Genomic DNA, 210 nt, shown 5'->3' with positions numbered 1-210 from the left:
GACGATGACGTTGATAGGTCGGGTGTGTAAGCGTAGCGATACGTTGAGCTAACCGATACTAATGAACCGTGAGGCTTAACCTTACAACGCCGAAGGTGTTTTGGCGATTTGAGATGATTTTCAGCGTGATACAGATTAATCAGTGCGTCGTATGACGGGCTGGTAAAACAGAATTTGCCTGGCGGCGATAGCGCGGTGGTCCCACCTGAC

At 50.0% G+C, this 210-nt stretch carries 1 rRNA gene; it reads left to right on the top strand.

Annotation, left to right across the window (positions count from 1 at the left end):
- Positions 1 to 83: ribosomal RNA gene (locus tag PGS10_RS25060) — 23S ribosomal RNA — on the top strand; the annotation flags it as partial.
- Positions 84 to 210: the final 127 nt, after the last annotated feature.

This window comes from Klebsiella sp. 141153 (genome assembly GCF_032601995.1).
GTDB lineage: Bacteria > Pseudomonadota > Gammaproteobacteria > Enterobacterales > Enterobacteriaceae > Klebsiella > Klebsiella aerogenes.
This window is presented reverse-complemented; position numbering and strand designations above follow the sequence as displayed.